The sequence below is a fragment of the Photobacterium indicum genome, from assembly GCF_003026215.1.
GTDB lineage: Bacteria > Pseudomonadota > Gammaproteobacteria > Enterobacterales > Vibrionaceae > Photobacterium > Photobacterium indicum.
Map to the genome: position 1 here is coordinate 130549 of NZ_PYOC01000012.1, position 22852 is coordinate 153400.

The 22852-nt window shown below is 42.8% G+C and carries 16 protein-coding genes, 1 tRNA gene and 1 rRNA gene; 8 read left to right on the forward strand and 10 right to left on the reverse strand.

Annotated elements, in window-relative coordinates:
• Positions 1–346: 346 nt before the first annotated feature.
• From argF to C9J47_RS22610, 4 genes are all read right to left on the reverse strand, one after another.
• A complete protein-coding gene (gene argF, locus C9J47_RS22595) occupies positions 347–1357 on the reverse strand; it encodes an ornithine carbamoyltransferase (RefSeq protein WP_107255518.1) in 1011 nt (336 codons plus the stop codon).
• A 125-nt stretch (positions 1358–1482) separates the two neighbouring features.
• Positions 1483–2394 carry a carbamate kinase gene (arcC, locus tag C9J47_RS22600; RefSeq protein WP_107255519.1) on the reverse strand — a complete coding sequence of 304 codons (912 nt, stop codon included), beginning with the start codon at positions 2392–2394 and terminating at the stop codon, positions 1483–1485.
• Between the two features lie 119 nt (positions 2395–2513).
• On the reverse strand, positions 2514–3734 hold the full coding sequence (arcA, locus tag C9J47_RS22605) for an arginine deiminase (RefSeq protein WP_107255520.1): 1221 nt from the start codon (positions 3732–3734) through the stop codon (positions 2514–2516).
• 1063 nt (positions 3735–4797) lie between these two features.
• Positions 4798–6243: a YfcC family protein gene (locus C9J47_RS22610; RefSeq protein WP_107255521.1), complete on the reverse strand. Its 1446-nt coding sequence runs from the start codon at positions 6241–6243 to the stop codon at positions 4798–4800.
• 744 nt (positions 6244–6987) lie between these two features.
• Here C9J47_RS22610 and rraB point away from each other — a divergent pair.
• Together rraB and C9J47_RS22620 are read left to right on the forward strand one after the other, a co-directional pair.
• On the forward strand, positions 6988–7395 hold the full coding sequence (rraB, locus tag C9J47_RS22615; RefSeq protein ID WP_011217266.1) for a ribonuclease E inhibitor RraB: 408 nt from the start codon (positions 6988–6990) through the stop codon (positions 7393–7395).
• 228 nt (positions 7396–7623) lie between these two features.
• Positions 7624–10062, forward strand: coding sequence for a beta-mannosidase (locus tag C9J47_RS22620; RefSeq protein ID WP_107255522.1), 2439 nt, complete (start codon positions 7624–7626; stop codon positions 10060–10062).
• Between the two features lie 88 nt (positions 10063–10150).
• Here the strand turns inward: C9J47_RS22620 and C9J47_RS22625 are convergent, their stop codons facing one another.
• The 5 genes from C9J47_RS22625 to pepA form a co-directional block, all read right to left on the reverse strand.
• Positions 10151–11056 carry a bifunctional helix-turn-helix transcriptional regulator/GNAT family N-acetyltransferase gene (locus tag C9J47_RS22625; RefSeq protein WP_107255523.1) on the reverse strand — a complete coding sequence of 302 codons (906 nt, stop codon included), beginning with the start codon at positions 11054–11056 and terminating at the stop codon, positions 10151–10153.
• Between the two features lie 128 nt (positions 11057–11184).
• Entirely contained in the window at positions 11185–11592 is a 408-nt protein-coding gene (locus C9J47_RS22630; protein WP_107255524.1) for a DUF2061 domain-containing protein, read from the reverse strand.
• Between the two features lie 350 nt (positions 11593–11942).
• Positions 11943–14816 (reverse strand): valine--tRNA ligase, encoded by a 2874-nt coding sequence (locus C9J47_RS22635; protein ID WP_107255525.1) that lies wholly within the window; start codon positions 14814–14816, stop codon positions 11943–11945.
• Positions 14817–14844: 28 nt separating this feature from the next.
• Positions 14845–15297 carry a DNA polymerase III subunit chi gene (locus C9J47_RS22640; protein ID WP_107255526.1) on the reverse strand — a complete coding sequence of 151 codons (453 nt, stop codon included), beginning with the start codon at positions 15295–15297 and terminating at the stop codon, positions 14845–14847.
• Between the two features lie 51 nt (positions 15298–15348).
• On the reverse strand, positions 15349–16857 hold the full coding sequence (gene pepA, locus C9J47_RS22645) for a leucyl aminopeptidase (RefSeq protein WP_107255527.1): 1509 nt from the start codon (positions 16855–16857) through the stop codon (positions 15349–15351).
• Between the two features lie 195 nt (positions 16858–17052).
• On the opposite strand from pepA, the gene lptF reads away from it, so the two are divergent.
• Positions 17053–18153 carry an LPS export ABC transporter permease LptF gene (gene lptF, locus C9J47_RS22650; RefSeq protein ID WP_107255528.1) on the forward strand — a complete coding sequence of 367 codons (1101 nt, stop codon included), beginning with the start codon at positions 17053–17055 and terminating at the stop codon, positions 18151–18153.
• Positions 18153–19223, forward strand: coding sequence for an LPS export ABC transporter permease LptG (gene lptG, locus C9J47_RS22655; protein ID WP_107255529.1), 1071 nt, complete (start codon positions 18153–18155; stop codon positions 19221–19223). Before lptF ends, lptG begins: the two co-directional genes overlap by 1 nt.
• Positions 19224–19292: 69 nt before the next feature.
• Here lptG and C9J47_RS22660 read toward each other — a convergent pair whose 3' ends face one another.
• Positions 19293–19784: an RDD family protein gene (locus C9J47_RS22660; protein WP_107255530.1), complete on the reverse strand. Its 492-nt coding sequence runs from the start codon at positions 19782–19784 to the stop codon at positions 19293–19295.
• A 280-nt stretch (positions 19785–20064) separates the two neighbouring features.
• Between C9J47_RS22660 and C9J47_RS22665 the strand changes: the two genes are divergently transcribed.
• The 4 genes from C9J47_RS22665 to C9J47_RS22685 form a co-directional block, all read left to right on the forward strand.
• Positions 20065–20149, forward strand: a tRNA-Leu gene (locus C9J47_RS22665).
• A gap of 657 nt (positions 20150–20806) precedes the next feature.
• Positions 20807–21010 (forward strand): hypothetical protein, encoded by a 204-nt coding sequence (locus tag C9J47_RS22670; protein WP_107255531.1) that lies wholly within the window; start codon positions 20807–20809, stop codon positions 21008–21010.
• 711 nt (positions 21011–21721) lie between these two features.
• A complete protein-coding gene (locus tag C9J47_RS22680) occupies positions 21722–22372 on the forward strand; it encodes a tellurite resistance TerB family protein (RefSeq protein WP_107255533.1) in 651 nt (216 codons plus the stop codon).
• A gap of 364 nt (positions 22373–22736) precedes the next feature.
• Positions 22737–22852 (forward strand): 16S ribosomal RNA (locus tag C9J47_RS22685); the annotation flags it as partial.

A 22852-nucleotide genomic window follows, 5' to 3' on the forward strand; every position in this document is an offset into this window, starting at 1 on the left:
AGAAAATAAAACCAACGCCAATTTTCGGCGGTACTGAGTTAAATGGTATTTAACTAGTTGGTTCATTTTATCTCTCTGTTTTGACAAATTGCGAAGAATTATACGCCCATTATTTGGTAACGCAAGCGTTTGCGTAAACTATTCATTTTGTGGGATTTTATGCAAAAATACTGCGTATTATTCTTGGCGAAAAATGAATAATAACCTACTGAATACATGCGTATTTATGGCGCTGATTTGGCGTATGCTTATTGGCATAAAATGCAAATGCCGCCCAGAAGGACGGCATTAATTATAAGAGTTTTAAGGCTTTCTACGTCGAATCTTTAAAACTCAAGAGAGTCGATTACTGACCTAATGTTGCTACCATAATTGCTTTGATAGTGTGTAGACGGTTTTCAGCTTCGTCGAATACAACAGAGTGCTTAGACTCAACCACTTCATCAGTTACTTCAACGCCATCTTTAAGCATTGGGTATTCTTGAGCAAGCTCTTTACCAACAACAGTGTCTTCACCGTGGAATGCAGGTAGGCAGTGCATGAATTTAACATGTGGGTTGCCAGTTGCTTTTAGCATTTCCATGTTTACTTGGTAAGGCATCATTTGGTTGATACGCTCAGCCCATGCTTCTTTCGCTTCACCCATTGATACCCATACGTCAGTGTATAGGAAATCACAACCTTGAACGCCTTCTTTAACGTCATCAGTTAGGGTGATTTTAGCGCCAGTTTCTTCAGCGATAGCGCGACATTGAGCAACTAGCTCTTCTTCAGGCCAGAATGCTTTAGGAGCAACTAGACGAATGTCCATACCCATTTTCGCAGCACCAACCATTAGAGAGTTACCCATGTTGTTGCGTGCATCGCCTAGGTAAGCGAAAGTTATTTCATGCAGTTGCTTGCCACGGCCGTGCTCTTGCATAGTTAGGAAGTCAGCAAGAATTTGAGTTGGGTGGAACTCGTCAGTTAGGCCATTCCATACTGGAACACCAGCGTAAGCACCAAGATCTTCAACGATTTCTTGACCGTAGCCACGGTATTCAATGCCATCGTACATACGGCCAAGAACGCGTGCAGTATCTTTCATTGACTCTTTGTAACCGATTTGAGAACCAGATGGGCCCAAGTAAGTTACGTTAGCGCCTTGGTCATATGCAGCAACTTCAAATGCACAACGAGTACGAGTTGACGCTTTTTCAAAGATAAGCGCAATGTTCTTACCCTTTAGGCGAGGCTGCTCGTAACCGTTGTACTTCGCTTTTTTCAACTCAGCTGCTAGTTCTAGCATGTGTTGAATTTCACGTGGAGTAAAGTCTAGTAATTTTAGGAAGTTACGGTTGCGAAGATTAAAAGCCATGATGTTTTCCTCTTAAGAATCAGTTTTACTGACCGACAAGCTGTCTAATGTGTGACAATGCAAAGTGTCGGTCTGTATTATGTATTGTTTATCGTACTATTGCGCATTTATGAATAACTATTCCGTTATTCTGCAATAATATTTGTGCCAGCTTCACCTTTAAGGATGCGTAAACCTGCTTCCAGTGAGCCGATACCGACTAATTTTCCGCCTTGATTGATGAACTCACATGAAGCATCAATCTTTGGACCCATAGAGCCCGCATCAAAGGCGTATTGCGCTAATTCGCTTGGTGTTGTGCTGCGTAATGCTTTTTGTGTTGGCTTGCCCCAATCAAGGAACACTGCGTCTGCATCGGTTAAAATTAACAGTGCATCGGCATTAAGTTGTTTAGCTAAGAATGCTGCTGACATGTCTTTGTCGATAACTGCTTCTACACCAACTAACTTACCGTTTTCTTTTTTCACTGGGATGCCGCCACCGCCCGTACAGATCACTAGGTGCTGTAGGTTAATTAAGGCTGTGATAGCGTCATCTTCAATAATGCCTGTTGGTTGTGGGCTTGGCACAACACGGCGGAAGTACTCACCATCTGGTTTTACTGTCCAGTGGTATTTTTCTGCCAATTCGCGAGCTTCTGCTTCATTGTAAACAGGGCCAATTGGTTTTGTTGGGTCTGCAAACGCTGGATCTTCAGGATCAACGCTCATCTGTGTTACAAGGCAAGATACGTTCTGCTCTGGCAGAATGTTCTTCAACTCTTGCATTAAGATATAACCAATCATGCCTTGGGTTTCTGAACCTAGTACATCGAGTGGGTATGGGCTTACTTTCGTGTATTCCAGCCCTTGTAGTGCTAATAAACCAACTTGTGGTCCATTACCGTGTACTAACACTACGTTATATTCTTTTGCAATTTCTGCGATGGATTTTGCTGCCGTAGCAATGTTCTGACGCTGAATATATGCTTCTAATGGCTCGCCGCGACGTAGTAGGGCGTTACCACCAAGTGCAACAACAACAGTTTGCTTGGTCATGGGATCGTCTCTCTTGGTTTTATTTTTATTGGCCGGTATTTGCTACCGGCCATATTTTTTGCTTAGCATTACTGCTTTGCACTTGAGCTTTTTATTGCTCAAGGTTACTTGACTATGGCTTAGATACCGTCACGTTCGATTGGGCAGCTCATGCAGCGAGCACCACCACGACCGCGGCCTAGTTCATCACCTGGGATAGGCAGAACAGTGATACCTGCTTTGTCGTATTTTTCGTTAGTGTAAGTGTTACCTTCGTAACCAATTACCACACCAGGTTTCACAGTTAATACGTTGTTTGCATCATTCCATTGTTCACGTTCTGCTGTGAAGTTGTCACCGCCAGTTGTGATTAGGTTTAGCTTGTCTACGCCTAGTGCTTTTTCGATAGCAGTAACGAAGTAACCTTCTTCTTTCACGTTAACCGCGCCAGATTCGTCGCCAGTTAGGCTCCAGCATTGAACGTCTTTACGTACAACTTCTGGGTAAACAGAGAAAGTATCTTCATTCATGTGCGTCATTACAGTATCTAAGTGCATGCAAGAGCGGTGCTTAGGAAGCTGCATTGCAATAACTTGCTTTGCTTGACCGTGCTTGAATAGACCAGATGCTAGCTGCTCAACACCTTGTGGTGTTGTACGCTCAGACATACCGATAAGTACAGCGCCTTTACCAATAACCAGTACGTCGCCGCCTTCGATTGTAGAGTTGTCGTACATTTTTTCTTCGTCGCCGTAGTACTTAACGAAGTCAGCACCAGCGAACGTTGGGTGCCAGCGGTAGATTGCACGAACGTGGTTAGTTTCACGTTGACGAGCCGCTTTAGCCATTGGGTTGATAGAAACGCCGCCGTATACCCAGCAAGATGTATCACGAGTAAATAGGTGGTTCGGTAGTGGTTCAATGATGAAGTCTGTTGGAGCGTGTATGCCTTGCATCATAGAAGATGATTTCATTGGCATTTCAGCGTAAGACAAACCACCAGTTAAGATTCTAGCAAGTTCGATGTTTGGCAAGTCAGCTAGGTAGCAGCGTACGTCATTAGCAAATGTAGCACCTAAACGGTAATCAGATACTTGACGAGTTAACAACCACTCTTTAGCGTCTGCAACTGCTAATGTATCAGCAAGAAGATCAGTTAGAAGTAAAACTTCTACACCTTGATCACGTAACGTTTTTGTAAACACATCATGTTCTTTACCTGCACGCTCTACTGCTAGCACGTCATCAAATAATAAGTCGTGGCAGTTAGATGGTGTTAAGTGGCTCAGTGAACGTCTTGGGCGGTGAACTAGAACGCGACGTAATTGACCTACTTCAGAACCTACATAGAACTTACTCATGATCGTATCTCTCTATTTTTATGCCGACTTAATATCGTCAGCTTTATTTGTTTTTGCGAAATCGAAAGTTAATTAAATTAAATCCTTCGCTTCGTTTCTGTAATTAATTCTACTCTTTCACTTATAGGAGTCTTAGAGGTTTGTCACACTTTACCCATTAATATACCAAGCTAAGGTGTCGGCTTTATTAACATTAATCATGCATTTGTATGTAGTTTTCAGGCGTGGGTTTTTATGTGGTTAAATCAACTTAATGCGTAACCTTACGGTTGTAAGCTGTTGATTTTAACTGGCATTGGTTTTTTGTTAGATGTTTTATTCAATATTGATATTAGTTTGGTTTTGTATGAAAAATGATCTTATGCACTTAAAGTGGTTGCTTATATAGATAAAAGGTTGCATTTAATATAATAGTAACAAATATTTTTCTTTTTATTTTGTTGTGACACGTTTTTGTAGTTTTAATACATGGGATTTCGATGCATAAAAATAATCATTATTTACTTCTAATTGTTATTTTCTGATGGCAAGTTTCACTTGTCTTTGTTTATTGGTTTAGTATTTGAGTTTTAATTTTAAATGTCGGTGGTGACTTTGTTGACGTAAGTTTTTATTAAATGCACTGAGGTGAATTTATTAGACTGATAGGGTTGGATATAACAACGTATTCTAAAATATAAAAGCACTTGGTTCTTTATCGCCTGTTATTGTGCGTGAACGTGGGGAGGGGTAAGTAAGCAGGCTGTAAGGTATGTCTATACCCAAGTTACCTCTAGATACTCGTTTCAGCGAGAAATTATTAGGCAAGGCACTAATTTATAGGATTAGTGGTTCTACATTGAAAATTAGCAACGCCGTATAAAGCCCAATAAAACTCGCCCTTCGGGAGTGACTCGTGAGGTGACTTTTTAGGTATAAAACGATGCCTTGGCCATAAGGAAAGAGCCGGAGTGCATTAAGAAGGTGAGCGCATGGATTGGGTAAGATGAGTAGAAATAACAAAGCCACCCTGAGGTGGCTTTAACGTTAGGATTTATAGGTTATAAATCTTTTCTATTAAGAGTTATAGCATTGCGCCAACACTTAACATAACCATTGTAAGAACAATAAGAATACCAAGTAGAGGAGCGACCCATTTAACCCAGCGAACATAAGGAACACGAGCGATAGCCAAGCCACCCATTACAACAGCAGAGGTAGGTGTTACTAGGTTAACGACACCAGATGCTGATTGGTATGCAGTCACAACAAGTTCACGTCCAACACCTGCGAAGTCAGCCAATGGCGACATGATAGGCATGGTTAATACAGCAAGACCTGAAGATGATGGAACAAGGAATGATAGTAAGATTTCTAACCAGTACATCACGTTGATGAACACAACAGAAGACAGACCTGTTACCGCATGTTCTGCTGAGTTTAGAATCGTATCTGTGATCATACCGCGGTCCATGATAACCACGATGCCGCGTGCGATACCGATGATCAGTGCAACACCTAGTAGGTCACGTGCACCATCAATGAAGCTGGTAGTGAACTCTTCTTCACTCATGCGAGCGATTATACCGATGATGATGGTCGCGCCAAGGAACATTGCTGAAATTTCAGCCATCCACCAACCTGCAACAGACACACCGTAAATCATGATGCCGAAAGAGGCAGCAAAAAGCGCTAAGATAATTTTACGTGTTGTTGTGAACTCAAGCATTTCGCTAGAACGATTACCTAGGAAGTGCGAAATGTTTTCTTCGTACTTATCATAAACAATTGATTTAGTTTTATCTGCACGAACCATTTTTGCATAACGCATAACGTAAGCAACACAGATTAACCAGCCCACAACCAACATTGCGATACGTAGACCGATACCATCAGTGAATGGAATACCCGCTGCGTTTGCTGCAATAACAGTGGCAAATGGGTTAATCGTTGAACCAAGTGTACCAATACCGGCACCTAGTAAAACGGTTGCAGCTGCGACAACAGGGTCAAAACGTGCAGCTAGCATAACTGGAACAAGTAACGTGTAAAAAGGTAACGATTCTTCTGCCATACCATAGATGGTACCGCCGGCCGCAAACAATGCCATAAGTATCGGTATCATTAACTCCTCACGCCCATCCAATCGGGCTGTAACGCGTTCGATACCTGCATCAATAGCACCAGTCTTAGTAACTAGACCAAGAAAACCACCGATGATCAAAATAAATAAAGAGACATCAATCGCTGCTGCTTCGTAGCTATTGTGATCATAGAAGCCATCAATAGGCGCTAACAATACATCGACAATACCTTGTGGGTTACCCTCAACCGCATGATAAGTACCTGTAATCGGCACTTCTTTTCCAAGGCTTTCATTCATTTCACGATCATATTGACCGGCAGGCACTATCCAAGTAAGTAGTGCGACTACGGCGATAAGACCAAATAATATTGTGTAGGCTGAAGGGAATTTAAAGTTGGCAAAGAAGCCACCTTTTTCTTCCTTGTTTACGGTTTGAGTCGTCATAATTGTCTCCTTGCACCTCATGCATCTATTTTTAGCATTCGGTGTAAACCAGCACGCCGCATCAGAAATTAGGCGTAAAAGGGCTTGCCAAGCATATGCTCAGTAAAAGTATTCTGGATGTCGAGGGTGGGGTTTTACCCTATGGGATCAGTAATGCAGTGTAACTGCTCAGCCTCAGGATCGGCATCTGATGTATTCATGATCGTATCTCTCTGTATTTATTTGTAGCTCAATAGTCTTGATTGCCATCGAGTCTGTTTTTGTTTTGCGCCCTGATTTTAGTCTTCTGGGGACATGTTAACTTTGGGGTTGTTCACATTTTTCTGGCACTGTATTTTGGCTTAACCGGCGATGATGCTTGTGATTTAGGGTATTTTGCGACAATTACTGGGTGAATATGCTTTTAGTTATATTTTATGGTAATCGGTTTTATGCGTAATACGAAATGGGTATATACGGCTAAGCTGTGATTATAAGGCGTCTATGTCTTTTTATGCCGTAATCGCTAAGCGCGTGTCTATGCGTTTTTTTTCAATAAGTCGTAGATTTCTATTTTTTTAAAAGTGAATAGGGTGGGTATTTATTCACTCTGCGTATGAGTAAAAGTGTGCGTAAGGTAGGGCAGAAATCAGAAGAAACATTGATAAATATCAATTTTATTGAACGGTATGACTAACCGATGGTAATTACTATCAATCCATGCGATATTTGCCTGCAAATTTATTCCTCTATTGGAGTTATCCCATGTCTTATGCAGAACTGATTGAAGAGCAAAAGGAAGAAACCCGCGATATTATTGCAGCATTGCTGGAAGATGGTAGCGAGCCTGAAGCACTTTATACGATTGAGCACCACTTTTCGGCAGATACATTTGCTGAGCTAGAAGCTGCTGCAGTAGAAGCATTTAAAATGGGCTTTGAAGTACTTGAAGCTGAAGAACTTGAGCTAGCTCCTGAAGATGGTGGCGGCAAAGTTGTTTGCTTTGATGCAGTGATGGAGTCAGCACTGAATGCTGAACTGATTGACGAGCAAACTGAAAAGCTAATTGCACTTGCTGATAAACATGATATTGATTATGACGGCTGGGGCACTTACTTCGAGTCTGATGAAGATGACGAAGAAGATGAGTCAGAAGATAAGCCTGAAGCTTAATACTTATCGTTAGTTAAAAAGAAGCCGACTGAAGTCGGCTTTTTTTTGTCTGTAATTTGATTAGAACATCGCTTAACGTCGTTAATTTTGTCAAACTTTTACTCGGCTCACAGAGATACAATTCTCACCTCTATTTCGATCTATTAATGTCTTATAGCTTGCGTTTGCCCCTCATTTTAATCTCATTCTCATCTTATTATGTTGTTGTTGGTTTTTCTGGAGCACGTAATGACAATCTCTTTAAATGGTCAGTGGTTACTGGCTTGTGTGCAGCGTAACTCGATTCAAGATATCGCTATTTCATTTCCAGGTGACGTACATTCAGCCTTGCTGGATGTCGGCATTATTCCTGAACCGTACTGGGCTGATAATGAAGCTAAAGTACAATGGGTCAGTGAGTGTGATTGGATCGTCTCACGCCATTTTGAACTGACAGAAGATGACATAGCCTGCAAGGCTTTGGATTTGGTGTTAGATAATCTCGATACCGTAGCTGAAATACGGGTGAATGGTCACAGTGTTGCTGATTTTCACAATATGTTTATGCGCCATAAAGTGGATATTTTACCCTGCTTATTGGTGGGTAATAATCGAATTGAAATCGTATTGCATCGCGCTGATATTGCTGCTAAAAATCGTGCAGATCGCTTACCTTTCCCCATACCGTGGGCGGTGGGTAACAATCAGATCCCTCATATGAATACCCTACGCAAAACCCAATGCCATACTGGATGGGACTGGGGGCTTTGTTTATCTGTCATTGGTATTTATGGCGACATTCTACTGCAGCCTATTCAACAGGTGCGTGTGAGCCATGTAAGCACTGAGCAGCATTGGGATGATTGGCGTTGTGAGCTTGAAGTTACGATTCATTATGAATCAATGCCTAACTCAGGGTTAGCATCCGCATCTGTTTCATTTGATGGGCAAACCTATCATTTGGCATTGGATCAAACATCGACCCAATCAACTGTGCTATTTAGAGTGGATCACCCTAAGCGCTGGTGGCCAGCAGGCTACGGTAAGCAGCGGTTGTATGACTTACAGGTTGTTGTTAATGGCTACCATATTGAGAAGAAAATAGGGCTGCGCAAGCTTGAATTGTGTACTGAAGATGACGATATCGGCCAGAGCATGGTATTTAAAGTTAACGATGTGCCAATCAGCGCTAAAGGTGCGAATTGGATTCCTATCGATGCACTGCCAAGCCGGATGAATGATCAGCGTTATCGACAATTACTTGAAGATGCGGTTGCCGCCAATATGAATATGCTGCGGATATGGGGCGGTGGTATGTATGAAAAAGATATTTTTTATCAATTGTGCGATGAGTTAGGTTTACTGGTTTGGCAAGATTTGATGTTTGCATGTGCGCTGTACCCATCAACACCTGATTTTATTACTGAAGTACAAGCTGAAGTGGAATTTCAAGTGAGGCGTTTAAAGGATCACCCTTCAATGGCTCTATGGTGTGGTGATAATGAAGTGATCGGCGCTATCGGTTGGTATCCAGAATCTCGTGAGAACCGAGAAAAATATGTGGTGAATTACGACCGGCTTAATCGCGCGTTATCAGAAACGGTCACGCGTGAAGATCCTTCTCGTCGTTTTTGGGCGAGCTCCCCGTGTAATGGGGAGTTAGACTTTGGCGATGCGTGGCATGATGATCATCGTGGTGATATGCATTTTTGGGATGTGTGGCATTCAGGTAAAGATCTCGAAGAATATCGCAGTGTAACCCCCCGATTTTGCTCTGAATTTGGATTTCAATCGTGGCCGTCACTGCCAACGGTGCGCACCTTTGCACCTGAAAAAGACTGGAATATCACCTCTCCAAGCTTTGAATCGCATCAAAAAAATGCTCGAGGTAATTCAATTATTACCGAGATGTTTACCCGTTACTTCCGTTTCCCTAATGGCTTCGCCAACATGCTTTATGTGAGCCAAGTACAACAAGCGCTTGCAATTAAAACAGCAAGTGAATATTGGCGAGCCCAAAAGCCAGTCAATCGCGGTATTTTGTATTGGCAACTGAATGATTGTTGGCCTGTGAGCTCATGGTCATCATTAGAATACAGTGGCCGATGGAAGCAACTGCATTACCATGCGCGACGTTTTTTTGCGCCGCAATTGGCGGCGTTTGTGCCTAATGACGGCGGGGTTGTTTTGCATCTGATTAATGACTCACGAAAAAGTGCTGAATTAAAAGGTGAGGTGGTGTGGCAGAGCTGGCAAGGTGAAATCTTATATCGTGAACCAATCTCGCAATATCTGGAACCCGATAAAAATATTGTGGCATGGCAATGGTTAGCTGAAGATTTACAGCAGCATGAAGCGGATGGCTTTTTTCATGTGCATTTAACCTGTGGACAAGAGGTGATAGAGAATACCTATTTCCCTTTAAGACCGAAGCATTGTGAACTAGCTGCTCCTGAATTACGCTATGAAGTTGCTGATATTAATAACCAGCTTTACGTAATGCTAAATTGTGAACATCCTGCGTTCTTTGTTCATTTGGAATATGCTGGTGAAGGGCGCTTTGACGATTCTAGTTTTACGTTAGTACCTGAGTATCAGAAACAAGTGAAATATCTTGGCCCTGCGACCTATGAAGAGCTTGTTGCGGGGCTAACTGTTTACCATTTGTACCAGAGCTACCAGCCTTAATCGAAGTGCTCGCTAGTTAATAAAAAATGAGCCAGTAGAGGAAGCTATTGCTTTCCTACTGGCTTTTTTATTTAATTACGGATATCACCTAAAAGGTTTTGAGCATGCGAACTTCACATGCATCGTGACCGGTATCTCCCATAGCATGTGGAATATGAACAAACCCCAATGACTCATACAAGGCAATCGCTTCTGTTAGATTCTCGGTTGTTTCGAGGTAGCACCCTTTATAGCCGTATTCACGGGCAAACTTTAGCGCTTTTACCGCTAAGCTTCGGGCTAGCCCTTTGCCACGCAATTCGTTTAGGAAGTACATTTTCTGCAACTCACATAATCCATCAGTATTGCTTAGTGCTGCAATGCCTCCACCGCCAAGTATTCGATGATCTTTTTCAACGACCCAATATTGACAGCCATCCGGTTGATAAACCTCACTCATTGAATCGAGCGTTGGATCGGCTACGCCATAGCCTTTATCTGCGGTTAAACCATATTCTGCTGACACCTTTCGAATAATGGCAGCAACAGAAGCATTATCTAAAGGGGTTAATGGACGAAGGGTATAATCGTGTTGTTTGCTAACGGTATGAATCGCTTTGTTGTAGCGCGTAAGGCTGTTTTTGAGTTTGGTGATCTCATCGCTGTCCATCTGGTCCAGTACCGTTTGCACATGAAGATTGAGTTGGGTGTGTAAAGACGTCAGTGTCTGTTGACCTAATAACGTTAACTGAGAGAGTTGGCTGCGTTTATCATCAGGATTCGGGGTGCTTTCAACCAAACCTAAATTAAGTAAAACAGCTAAGGTTCGACTCGCATTCGATTTATCAACCTTGAGTTTATCTGCCATTTGGCTAACAGTGCATGATGCATATTCAAGTTCAATCAATGTATGAGCTTGCACGGGAGTTAATTTTAACAACCCACAATGGTTATCCAGCAAGCCGAGTTGGCGTACCAACTGGCGAGATAGCTGACGGAGTTCTTCTGGTTGCATGGCATGATCTCTCAAGTAAATATAGTTGCGATGTACATGTATATTTACTTGCGTATCGCAACAATGTCAATGAGTTCTATCGGATATTGTTATGAATACCATTGAAACCAGCACTGAAAGCACATGATTTAGTGCTGGCAAACCATCATATTAAGCAAGTGATGATGATCTGCTTGTTGTTCTTTTCTTTGCCAAACTCGTTCGTGGAAATAATACACCACGGTATTGATCGCTGGTTCGATCAGCGCCATCATGCCGCCAATTAGCGCATCACCTGTCAGTAAATACACGACAGTAAATGCGACGGTGAAATGCACCACAGCAAAACTGATAGTTTTACTAGCGGGTGAGCTATAGTACGACTTTTTCAAAATATTGGTCTGCCACGCTTTTTCATGGAAGTAAAACGCTACCGTGTTGACTATCGGCTCGATCATCGCAATTAAACTACCGATCAGTAGATCGCCAGTTAATAAGTATGCAACGGTAAAAGCGACTGTAAAGTGAAGCCCGGCAAAACTGATGGTCTTTTTCATGGTGATGTCCTCTCTCTTGATGCCGTTATTATTGCGAACTATTATCAATTATAAAATTCGATTGTTTATATTAGTTTGATAGGCATAGGCTATTTACTTGAGATGAGGCAGAGTAGCTAATAGATTGTTTAGCCAGCAGATATGTAGTCTCCAGCTATCCGGCGTTGCTAATTTTCAACGTAGATCCACTAGGTCTATAAATTATCGCCTTGCCTAGAACCCAATAAATTCTCGCTGAAACGAGCACCTTGAGGCAACGGTATACGCTGCTAGGTCGTGGAATTTAAATATAAAAAAAGCCCGACGCTTACGCGCCGGGCTTATTCAATCATGGGCAGTGAAGCGAGGGCTTACAGTGCTGCGATTGTTTCTTTCTGAGCTTCTAGCTTCACCAAAGTTTCTTGGTAACCTTCTAGTTTCTCACGTTCTTTTGTAATAACGACTTCAGGTGCTTTAGCAACAAAGCCTTGGTTATTAAGCTTACCTTCGATACGCTTAATTTCACCTTGTGTCTTTGCTACTTCTTTATCAAGACGAGCAAGTTCTGCATCTTTGTCGATAAGACCCGCCATTGGGATCATCAACTCAGATTTACCGACTAGCGATGTAGCACACGCTGGTGTTGCTTCGCCATCAGCCAATACTTTGATGCTGTCTAGCTTGGCAAGAGAAGTCAGTACGATCTCGTTTGCTTGAATACGCGCTGCATCTTTTTGGTCTGCAACTTTTAACATTACATCCAAGCCTTTGCTTGGTGCGATATCGTATTCAGCACGTAGGTTACGGATACTTGAGATAAAGGCTTTCACCCACTCAAGATCGGCAACAACGTCAGCATTGAAGTTATCTTCATTAAACTGAGGCAGCGCCTGAGTCATGATAGTTTCACCGTCAACACCAGCCACAAGCGGTTTCACACTTTGCCAGATAGATTCTGTAATGTACGGAAGTACAGGGTGAGCAAGACGTAGTGTCTTCTCTAGAACTGTGATTAGCGTGTAACGTGTTGCACGCTGCTGTGCTTCCGAACCTTTCCATAGTACAGGCTTAGTTAATTCTAAGTACCAGTCACAGAATTGGTTCCAGATGAATTCGTACAGTGTGTTTGCTGCCATATCTAAACGGAAGTTATCGATGTGGGCATTAAACTCTTTCGCTGCTAGCTCGAACTGAGACTGAATCCATTGGTCAGCTAGAGAGAATTCCATCTCAGCCGTATTGTTAAGATCTGCAGTCATACCACAGTCTTGATCTTCTGTATTCATCAGTACGTAACGGCTTGCGTTCCATAGTTTATTACAGAAGTTACGGTAACCTTCTAGACGCTTCATATCCCAGTTGATATCACGACCAGTTGATGCCATCGCAGCAAGTGTAAAGCGCAGTGCGTCAGTACCGTAGGCTTCAATACCGCCTTCGAATGCTTTACGCGTTTGCTTTTCAATTTTTGCAGCAAGCTTTGGCTGCATCATGTTGCCACAACGCTTTTCAACTAACTCTTCAAGGCCAATACCGTCAATCATATCGATTGGATCAAGTACATTACCTTTAGACTTAGACATCTTGTCACCGTTTTCATCACGGATCAGGCCCGTTACGTAAACAGTTTTGAATGGTACTTGTGGTTTACCGTTTTCATCTTTACAGAAGTGCATGGTCATCATGATCATGCGAGCAACCCAGAAGAAAATAATATCAAAGCCAGTTACAAGTACATCTGAAGGGTGGAACGTTTTAAGGTCAGGAGTTTGCTCAGGCCAACCTTGCGTACCGAATGTCCACAATGCTGATGAGAACCATGTATCAAGTACATCATCGTCTTGGCGCAGTACAACAACAGGTGCAAGGTTGTTGTTAGCACGTACTTCTTCTTCAGTACGGCCCACATACACTTTACCTTCATTGTCGTACCAAGCTGGGATGCGGTGACCCCACCAAAGTTGACGAGAGATACACCAATCTTGGATATCACGCATCCAAGAGAAGTACATGTTTTCGTACTGTTTTGGTACGAACTGGATTTCACCATCTTCAACAGCTTTTGTTGCTGTCTCTGCTAGTGGTGCAGCACGTACGTACCACTGGTCTGTTAGCATTGGTTCGATAACCACGCCACCACGATCGCCGTAAGGTACAGTTAGATCGTGATCTTTAACTTCTTCAAGTAGACCTAATTCATCAAACTCTGCCACGATAGCTTTACGTGCAGCAAAACGTTCCATGCCTTGGTATTTAGCTGGAAGTTCTGAGTTGTAAGCGTCGCTTGCTTCACCGTTCGTGGTGAATATTTCAGCCGCATCACGGATGTCTGCGTTGAAAGTTAGAATGTTGATCATTGGTAGGCTGTGACGCTTACCTACTTCATAATCGTTGAAATCGTGCGCAGGGGTGATTTTCACACAACCTGTGCCTTTTTCCATATCAGCGTGTTCATCGCCAACGATTGGAATTAAACGACCAACGATTGGTAGTTCGATATGTTGACCGATAAGATCTTTATAACGAGGATCTTCAGGGTTCACTGCAACACCAGTATCACCAAGCATTGTTTCTGGGCGTGTGGTTGCTACAACGATGTAATCTTTGCCGTCTGCTGTTTTTACGCCATCCGCAAGTGGGTAGCGGAAATGCCACATAAAGCCTTTTTTGTCTTTGTTTTCAACTTCAAGATCCGAAATTGCAGTGTGCAGTTTTGGATCCCAGTTAACAAGACGCTTACCACGGTAGATAAGGTCGTCTTCAAATAGGCGAACAAATACTTCTTGAACCGCATTTGATAAACCGTCATCCATAGTGAAGCGCTCACGCTCCCAGTCTACAGATGCACCTAGGCGGCGAAGCTGTTGAGTGATGTTGCCACCCGATTCAGCTTTCCATTCCCAGATTTTATCGATGAATGCATCACGACCGTAGTCATGCTTAGTTTTGCCTTCTTCAGCCGCAATTTTACGCTCCACAACCATTTGGGTTGCGATACCTGCGTGGTCAGTACCGACTTGCCAAAGGGTGTTTTTGCCTTTCATTCGCTCAGCACGGATCAGGGTATCCATGATGGTATCCTGAAATGCGTGGCCCATATGCAGGCTACCAGTGACGTTTGGCGGTGGAATCATGATGCTGTAGGCATCTTTAGATGTATCACCGTGAGGCTTGAAGTAACCAGCCTCTTCCCAGCGCTGATATAGCGCTTGTTCAATTGATTGTGGGTTGTATGTCTTTTCCATAGCGCTCTTAGAAGGATCGATGTGGGAATTAGGGCGTCTCAGGGGCAGTGGCGGTCTGTATTTGAATGCCAGCAAGGCGATAAGCCTTGTAACGTTCACGTGCCAATTGCTTGAGGTTTTCATCGCAAGGGACGAAGTCTATCACTTGTGGGAAGGTTACGGCAAAATTTGGTGTATCTTGACCCAAATTTATTAGCAAGCTCCGTCGTCCACTATGTCGTAAACCGGGCCAGCCTATTTCAACAGGAGAGCCGCCTCGTGGTCCTTCTCCAATTAAATTGTGAGGTACGAAGTTATCAGGCTCTTGTTGCCATAAATACTCATCAAGTTGTTCTGCTTGTGCTTTATTTTTAGCTAGCAGATAAACTTTGTTGCCTTGCTGGTAACTCAATGCTGCCTGATGACAAGCAAAATGAAGCAGATAGTCGCTGTCAGCTTCAAGGTGTTTATCTTCAATTATATAGAAAGTAGCATGAGTCATAATATTTATCTCAAAAAGAAAGGGACCTTTAGGCCCCTCTTTTAAGTTGTCTTATTCGACGTTTTCGAGGCCTGCACGGTTTAACAAGAACTGGACCAGTAATGGAACTGGACGACCTGTCGAACCTTTAGCCTTACCACCAACCCAAGCTGTACCCGCGATATCGAGGTGAGCCCAGTTATACTTTTTCGTAAAGCGTGATAAGAAACAACCAGCTGTAATTGTACCAGCCCCCGGTGAGCCAAGGTTTGCCATATCGGCAAATGGGCTTGCGATTTGATCTTGGTATTCATCAGACATTGGTAAACGCCATGCGCGGTCACCAGATTGTTCAGATGCGTTAATCAATTCGTGTGCAAGCGGGTTGTGGTTACCCAGTAGTCCACTAATGTGATGACCAAGCGCGACAACACATGCGCCAGTCAGGGTTGCAACATCTACCACACACTCTGGATCAAAGCGTTCTACATACGTTAGCGCATCACAAAGTACTAAGCGACCTTCAGCATCGGTATTCAGTACTTCAACTGTTTGCCCTGACATCGTTGTAATAATGTCACCAGGTCGATAAGCATTGCCGCCAGGCATGTTTTCACAACCCGCAATAACACCAACCACATTAATGGGTAGATTTAGCTTCGCCAGTGACTTCATTGCACCAAATACTGATGCTGCACCACACATGTCGTATTTCATTTCATCCATTTGAGCGGATGGCTTAATTGAAATGCCGCCTGAATCAAAGGTTAGCCCTTTACCGACCAATACAATTGGCTTCGCGTCAGGATCGGCGCTGCCTTTGTATTCAATGACAGACATCATTGCTTCATTTTTAGAGCCTTGACCTACCGCCAGGTAAGATGTCATTCCAAGCTCTTTCATTTCCTGCTCACCAATAATTTTGGTGGTGACAGTGTCAAAATCATCAGCAAGACGACGTGCTTGTGAGGCTAAATACGCTGGGTTAGCCACGTTTGGTGGCATGTTGCCTAGATCTTTACTCGCTTTAACACCTGATGCGACAGCAAGACCATGAGTAATAGCGCGTTCACCAAGCGACAGTTCACGACGTGTTGGTACATTAAATACTAATTTACGTAGTGGTCGGCGAGTCTCTGGTTTGTTACTCTTAAACTGATTAAAGGTGTATAGGCTATCTTTTGTGGTTTCAACAGCCTGACGAACTTTCCAGTATGTATCGCGACCTTTTACATGTAGTTCAGTTAAAAAGCAGACAGCTTCCATTGAACCTGTTTCATTTAACGTGCTGATGGTCTTTTTGATAATTTGTTTGTATTGGCGCTCATCAAGTTCACGTTCTTTGCCACAACCAACCAATAATACTCGCTCTGAGAGTACGTTTGGTACATGGTGAAGCAGTAGCATTTGCCCCGGTTTACCTTCTAGGTCACCACGGCGTAATAAAGAGCTAATATAACCATCACTGATTTTATCTAGCTGTTCGGCAATTGGAGAAAGTCGACGTGGTTCAAAGACGCCTACGACGATACAGGCACTGCGCTGTTTCTCGGGGCTGCCACTTTTTACACTAAACTCCATGCGTACTCCTACATCCTATTAAAGACAATTAATGCTAAATGTTAGATAATACCGCACTTATCTTGCTGGACCGCTTTTTCGGTATAGGATTAAAGTGCAGGCTAACAAATAGCCGAAAGATCAAAAAATAACTGATTTACCGAAAAACTATAGTGATTCCACTAAAAAAACAAGTTTTCTATGGGTATATAACGCGTGATTATTGTTAGGTATTTGACTCGTGAGACATTAAAAAGCCAATTAGCCGTTTTATTTGTGCTTTTTTTGGTCTTTATCAGTCAGAAGTTTATTCGCATTCTAGCAGATGCAACCGATGGTTCGATCCCTGGTGATCTAATTTTGACCTTGATGGGGCTGTATATGCCATCAATGGCATTGTTGATGCTGCCTCTTAGCCTTTACATCGGTATTTTGCTGACTTTTGGTCGTCTCTATGCTGAAAGTGAAATCACAGTAATGAATGCAACAGGGATCGGAAATAAATTTCTGATTCAGGCTGCATTATTGCTAGCGGTGATTACTGGGTCGGTTGCGGCATTTAATTCCTTGTGGCTAGCTCCATGGAGCTCAGAACAAGAAACACAAGTCATGGAAAGAGTCGAATCTGACGTGGGGCTTGATTTATTGGTTAAAGGTCAATTTCAACCCGCCCCCGATGGTAAAGGGGTCGTCTTTGTTAATGATATTACTGATAAAGGCAGTAAGCTCGAAAAGATCTTTGTCGCTCAAGTTGTTGCTCGCGATACCATGCGGCCTAGTGTGATGGTGGCAGAGCGTGGTTATGTGAGTGAGTTAGACGATGGTCGTCAGGTACTCGATCTAAAAGATGGTACGCGTTATGAAGGTGTTCCGACTCGATTAGATTACTCTATTACTGATTTTGAAGATTACCAAGCATTGATTGGTCAGCGGGCTATCCGTGAAAAAAATCGAGATTGGGATGCTTTGCCCACCCCTGCATTGATGCAACACTCCGAACTGGCTGCTCGTGCTGAGTTCCAGTGGCGCGTATCAATGTTTTTATGTATCCCTTTATTAACAATGGTTGTTGTTCCTCTATCGTCAGTTAACCCTCGACAGGGGCGTTTTGCAAAACTTTTCCCAGCCGTTTTGATCTATTTAGTTTATTTCTTAGCGATAAGTGCCGCGAAATCAGCAGTAGAAGATGGAAGTTTGCCTTCGTATATTGGGCTGTGGTCTATCAATATTGTGATGTTTGTTGTTGCAATCGCCTTAAACTCTTGGGATACCATGCCAGTCCGAGTGTTAAAAGATAAATTACGGAGACGCGGTTAATGTTTAAGATTTTAGATTGGTACATTGGCCGAACGATTATCGCAACAACGGCGTTGACGCTATCAACTTTGGTAGGGCTATCTGCCATCATTAAATATGTTGAGCAGCTACGTAAAATAGGTGACGGCACCTACGATCTATGGAAAGCATTGATTTATGTTTTATTAAGCATTCCACGTGATATTGAAATGTTCTTCCCAATGGCGGTATTACTAGGGGCTTTGATTGGTTTAGGCATGCTGGCATCGAGCTCTGAATTAGTTGTCATGCAGGCGGCTGGATTTTCTAAGCTGGATATTGGCTTATCTGTTTTAAAAACAGCCGTTCCTCTTATGCTTATCGTGATGGTACTAGGGCAGTGGGGAGCACCTCAGGCACAGAAATCCGCACGGGAATTGCGTGCTCTTTGGACTTCAGGAGGCAATATGCTTTCGGTTCAAAGTGGCGTGTGGGCAAAAGATGGCAATGATTTTATTTATATTGGTCGCGTGCATGAACAAAGCACTTTAAATGCGGTGAATATTTGGCAGTTTGATGAAAAAGATACACTCTCTAAAATGGTCTTTGCGAAGTCTGCATCTTTTACCGAGCAACAAGGTTGGTTGCTTGCTGATGTGACGGTAACAAATATTTCGAAAATACAGCAAACCAATACGAAATTTGACATGCTGCCTTGGAAGACTTCACTGTCTCCTGACAAGTTAGCTATTGTGACGGTAAAGCCTGAAGAGCTGGCATTATCTGGTGTGTATGATTACGTCAGTTATTTAAAAGAATCGAAACAAGATGCATCTCGTTATGAATTGGCATTTTGGCGAAAGTTGCTTCAGCCAATTTCGATTGCCGTTATGATGTTGCTTGCATTGTCTTTTGTATTCGGACCATTGCGTTCGGTAACCATGGGGGCAAGGGTATTATCTGGAGTCATCTTTGGGTTTACTTTCTACATCTCTAACGAAGTATTTGGCCCCATGAGCCTTGTCTATCGACTGCATCCAGCGATTGGTGCTCTAGGTCCGAGCCTCGTATTTCTACTGATTACAATTTATCTACTTAGACGTAAGTTATAGTTAAAACGTCGTATTGAACGATGTAAAAAAGGAGCCGTTTGGCTCCTTTTTTTATGGTAATCACTACTGCTATCTAACGTCAGTGACAATCATTTCACATTCGGCCATCAGATCTTGAAAAGACTGTTTTGTTGTACTGAATGGGGATAATAAGTTACCTAACCCAAATGCAGATGTTCCCATGCGAATGAACGCTTGCGTTAAACGAATATTAGAGCCGTCTGTATTCTGTAGACGTAGTTTCCATGCTCGCATTCCTAATGTTTGTCCACCCTTACACCAAAAGTATGCGAAGAAGCTAATGACAACGGCAGCTAAATAAAAACTGTAAACCAGACTAGCGACAGGGTGAGTACCAAGATAAGCACTTGCATCTTCGTAACCAGTGATATCTAAAATACCGAAATGTAATAAAGCGGCAATCAACGCCATCACTACTCCGCCTGCCAACATAAGTACAGCAGCGATGGCTAAGCAGTCATATAGCCATGCCCCCAAGCGGCGGAAAATACTAGGATATTGTTTTGACTGTTGAACACCCTTTGATTGTTTCTTTTTCATGTTAGTACCAACCCACTTCCTGTTAGTGCGATATAAAGCGATTCAAGAATTAGTGACGTGCCATTGTCTACTTTAAAAGCGATGAGCCTGAATACTATCATTGCACTCCTTTTTTCAGCAGAGTTCTATTCATATTTTTCGATGCACAACTTCCCTTTGTTTTATTTGTGAACATATTTACCCCTAATGGCCAAATAAAAGGCAGTTGGACTTATTTTGTTGATTTACACAGAATAAAGGCTTGCGCATCAATCTTGTATACGTATAATGAGCCGCATCTGCCCGAGTGGTGAAATTGGTATACACGACGGATTCAAAATCCGTTGCTTTCGAGCGTGACGGTTCAAGTCCGTCCTCGGGCACCAGATAAAATGATAAAGCCTCAACTTCGGTTGGGGCTTTGTTGTATCTGGACTAATCAAAAACTTACCTCAGTTTTCTTTTCTTGTTATCAGTGTTTTTATTCAACACAATAGATGCTCCTTAGTCTGCTTTCAAACTTACTCCATGGTCCATATCTGGTTCATCACATACCGAATCTGTGCTCAATGCAATCCAAGTAAATCCAACATATCCAGAACACTTTAGTAGACCTTTAAGGCCGTTCCATGGCGATTTTACGGTACTCAATTAAATGCCAACAACTATTTATCCCGGTTGGTATAACCTGACAATAAAAGTTGTGCTTTGTTACTGAATATAAGAGAAAACAGCCAAGATAGCGGCGGTGACTCGTATTCTGGAGGCCAGTAAGTTGTTACAGCAGCTATAATGTGTGTACCCATGTCAGAGCAAGATGTTTATTTTAGCGAGAAGTGAGTGGCTGGTAGCCATTGCTATACTGATCTCCCTCAATTAGAGACGTTGAGTTCATTTGGGTATAAATGCCAGTAATTGCCAGTCTATAGTGAGGGTGATGTGTATAAGCTGGCGAAAGTTATTAGCTTGAGGGCAAGGTAAAAGGTGGCATTTTACTTTGTCCATTACAAGGCAATGTGGATTAAACAAGTAGGAGAGAGGCAATGGCAGATGCAAACAACAATACAACTAATTGGCCCGAGTTGGCAGGGGCTTTGTATGACAAGCTTACTGAACGTCATGCTGAATTAACGTATGAATTTGACAAGATTGAGATCGGTGTGCCCAGTGGCTCCGGAGAAAAATCGGATCATTCGACTTGGACTGTCAGTGGTAGCATCAGTATTCGAGGTCGAAACTTAGAGTAATATATGCTGAGTATTCATGGGGCGTTAGTCATGGAGGTGGATGATAAAACTATCCACCTCGTTGCCAATGAACAGACAATTACCCTTCACCTTAGTGATCCGACATTATTGATAGCGTGCCTTGAACTTGTGCGGGCATTGAAACTCAATTTTCGCTCTTTGATAAGAGGGCTAGACTCGTCGTCATTATTTCGATTGATTATTACAGTGCCCAGTGGTGCCACGATCACAGTCACTGAGCGAACAGGGTGGCCTAAACGTTTTCTGCCTCTATCTATTGCGATCACTAATAAATCATATTGGTTAAAGATAGCGTCTAGGCTGTGGCAATGTTATCGACGGTGAAGCATCGTGGTGGCTGTTTGCTTGAAAACTGGCAGCCGATGACTAAGGTTGCCGAGCCTTCCCTCAATTTACAGCACCACAGCTCAAATGCCTTTTCTGGCAGCGTAAACAATACCCAATTTGATCCAAGTATTTATCACTGCTGCAAAGGTGTCTCAAGGGATTCAAAATCCGTTGCTTTCGATCGTGATGGCTCAAGTCCGTCCTCGGGCACCAGATAAAAACGATGAAGCCTCAACGTCGGTTGGGGCTTTGTTGTATCAAGAATTTTCATTCCTTCTTTAACCTTGCTTTACGTTAAATTCATTCCCCGTTCATTTTCTCTTCTTTAGTATTAGTGGTATCCCTTGTTATGGAGTGCCAACGATGAAAAGCCTATTTGACCAACTCATTAATCAAGCCAGCAGTTATATGGGGAAATCTTCTTCCTCCTCTTCTAGTAAAGCTGACCTTGTAAAAGGAATGGCGACAGGGGGGCTTGTCGGTGCATTAGTCGGAAATAAGAAAAGCCGAAAGCTGGTGGGCAAGTATGGCAAGAAAGCTGCTGTGATTGGTGGCACCGCTGCTATTGGTACCGTGGCGTATCAGGCATATAAAAAGTGGGTTCAAGATCAGACGGAAACAACGACAGCGTCGGTGGATCCAATGTTGACTGAATTAGCACCATTAAAAACGGATCAAGAAATATTGATGAAGACCATGATATTTGCAGCCAAAGCTGATGGTCATATTGATATTGATGAAAAGACTGCGATTACTCAGTGGCTGCAACAAAATGGGATAACACACGATGTAGAAGCATTGATTGCACGTTGGCTGGATGAACCATTAAACCCTCATGTGATTGCAAATGCAGTTGATGGGCTTGAGCAAGCGTCGGAAGTTTACCTTGTCTCATTGCTGGTGGTTGATGTAGACCATTTCTTAGAACGTGCTTATTTGGATGCGTTGGCGGATGCATTGGCATTACCACCTGCATTAATAGAGCGTATCGAAGAGCAAGTTATACTTTCTTAGTGATAATAAGTTTGATTTTAAAACGGATATGAGTAAGTTGTTCGCATTTTATTCGGTTAGGAGCATTTCGCATAATTATTTTAAAATGCCCCTTGCCAAGCTGATCGAAGTCTCTATAATGCGACCTCACTGACACGGAGCACGGCGCTTAGCCAGCAACCTAGTCAGTATGTTCTTTAACAATTTGACCATGCAATCTGTGTGGGCACTCGTGAAATTTTAAGTCGAAAGATTTATCAATGAACTGAGTGACCTTAATCATCGCAAGATGACACAGTCAATTTATGCTTCATTTCTTCGCAAGAAGAACGAAACAAGAATATCAGTAAAAATCATTGAGCCGGTCGAAAGACCAACAAAACTTTAATTGAAGAGTTTGATCATGGCTCAGATTGAACGCTGGCGGCAGGCCTAACACATGCAAGTCGAGCGGTAACAGAAAGAAAGCTTGCTTTCTTTGCTGACGAGCGGCGGACGGGT